Consider the following 2,233-nt stretch of genomic DNA (forward strand, 5'->3'; position numbering starts at 1 on the left):
GGGGGGGGGCGGGGGGGCGCCCCCCCCCGCCGCTCCCCCCCCCGGGGGCGGCCGGCCCCCCCCCCCCCCCACGCCGTTCAGTCGGCCGTCCGGCCGGCCTTCCGCGTGGCGGCATTCGGCCGGCCGGCGAGCCGCCGCCGAATCCGGCCGCCGATGGCGGTCAGGCCGCCGGGGGCGAAGTAGACGACCAGCACGAACAGCAGGCCGAGCACGAACACCGGCTGGCTCAGCGGGATGCGCAGGAACGCGGGCAGGTCGGCGATGGTGGAGGACGTGGACAGCTCCTGCAGCCGGTTGTCCAGCAGCACGTAGACGATGCCGCCGAGCACCGCGCCCCAGCGGCTGCCGGCGCCGCCGAGGACCACCATGATCAGCAGCGAGAGGGTCAGCTCGGTCGAGAGCAGGTGCGGGTTGGCCCCCCCGATGATGATGAGCTGGACGAAACCGCCCAGGGTGCCGAGGAATCCGGCCACCACCACGGCGGTCAACTTGGTCCGGAAGGCCGACAGTCCCAGCACCTCGACGCGGTCCTCGTTCTCCCGCACCGCGGCCCAGGCGTGACCGGTGCGGGCGGCGGTCAGCCACCACACGACGACGACGCAGACGACCAGGAAGCTCAGCGCCAGCCAGTAGCGGTACGGCGCATTGACCACCCCGGACAGGATCGCCGGCAACGCCGACCGGTTCAGCGACAGGCCCTCCTCCCCGCCGGTCAACCCGCCCGGGTTGCGGGCCGCGGTGATCGCCACCGCCTGCGCGAACGCCAGCGTCACCATCGCGAAGGCGATCCCCTTGACCCGCAGCGCGATCGCGCCGATCACCAGCGGCAGCGCGACGGCGAAGGCCAGCACCACCAGCAGGGCCACGGGCAGCGACAGTCCCCACCGGCCCAGCGCGATGGCGGCCGAGTACGCCCCCGCGCCGACGAACAGCGCGTGCCCGAAGGACAGCAGCCCGGTCCGCCCGAACAGCACGTCGTAGCTCAGCGCGATCCCGGCCGTCACCAGGCACAGGGCCAGCAACTGCATCGACCCGGGGGAGTTCACCACCCCGGGCAGCACGCCGGGGATCGAGAACTGCATCCAGGGCAGAAAGATCAGCAGCACCAGGACGGCCAGCGGGATCAGCACGGGCAATCGGCCGATCACGCCGGCCCGCCGGGAGGGGGGCGCGCCGGTCGAGCGGATCGTGCGGTCGGTGAGCTTGCTCGCGAGATCGGTCATGCCGTCCTGCCCGTCAAGCCGGCCGGGCGGACGAGCAGCACCGCCGCGAGCAGCAGCACCACCGACACGTCACCGATGCCGGAACCCACGTAGTAATTGGCCATCTGCTGCACCAGCCCGACCAGCAGCGCGGCGATCGCGGTGCCGCCGATCGAGCCGAACCCGCCGATCACCACCACGATGAACGCGAAGATGAGCAGCGCCGTGCCCTGCCCGGGGGACACCGAGCCGAGATAGACCGAGCCGAGCACGCCGCCGAGCGCGGCCGCCGCCCCGCCCAGCGCGAAGACCAGGGTGAACGTGCGGCGCACGTCGATGCCCAGAGCCTGCACCATGGTGCGGTTCTCCACCCCGGCCCGGATGACCAGGCCGATCCGGGTGTACCGCAGCAGGGCCAGGAGCCCGACGAGCAGCACGCCGGCCGCCGCGATGAGCAGGAACCGGTCATTGGGGATCGCCGCCCCGCCGATGTCGGTGGTCGACCGGGTCCATTCCGGCCGCGGGAACGGCTGGGGGTCGGCGCCCCAGATGCCGGTGAACAGGGCGACCGCCATCAGGCCCAGACCCACCGTCACCAGCACCTGCTCGATGTGCCGCCGGTAGAGCGGCCGGATCAGGCAGAACTCGACCGCCGCACCGATGATCGCGCCGACGACCATGCCGATCAGGACGGCCAGCGGGAATGCCCAGCCACCCAACCCGGACAGCTGCCCGATCGCCACCCAGGACGCGTACGCGCCCGCGGTCAGGAATGCGCCGTGGGCGAAGTTCAGGACGTGCATCAGCCCGTAGATGAGCGAGAGTCCGGACGCGACCAGGAAGTACAGCGCGCCCAGACCGACCCCGGTGACCAGGATCAGGATCAGCGTGCTCATGTCGCGGCACCTCCGGCCGGCCGGGTGGGTGCCGCGGCGGCCGGCGCCGCCCCCCCCCCCACCCGCGCGTCCACGCGGGCCTCGTCGGCCCGCAGGGCGGCCGCGGCGCCCGTGTGCACGCCCCGGCCGGGGTCG

Annotated in this window: 2 protein-coding genes; both read right to left on the bottom strand. The window is 73.4% G+C overall.

What is annotated here, in order from left to right; translation table 11 throughout:
* Positions 1 to 77: 77 nt before the first annotated feature.
* A complete protein-coding gene (locus ACOJUF_RS00700) occupies positions 78 to 1,223 on the bottom strand; it encodes a branched-chain amino acid ABC transporter permease (RefSeq protein WP_420119943.1) in 1,146 nt (381 codons plus the stop codon).
* Complete coding sequence (locus ACOJUF_RS00705; protein WP_420119944.1) at positions 1,220 to 2,098, bottom strand: branched-chain amino acid ABC transporter permease; 879 nt, start codon at positions 2,096 to 2,098, stop codon at positions 1,220 to 1,222. Before ACOJUF_RS00705 ends, ACOJUF_RS00700 begins: the two co-directional genes overlap by 4 nt.
* Between the last annotated feature and the right edge of the window lie 135 nt (positions 2,099 to 2,233).

It is taken from the genome of Nakamurella sp. (assembly GCF_048594475.1).
In the GTDB taxonomy this organism is placed as follows: Bacteria; Actinomycetota; Actinomycetes; order Mycobacteriales; family Nakamurellaceae; genus Nakamurella.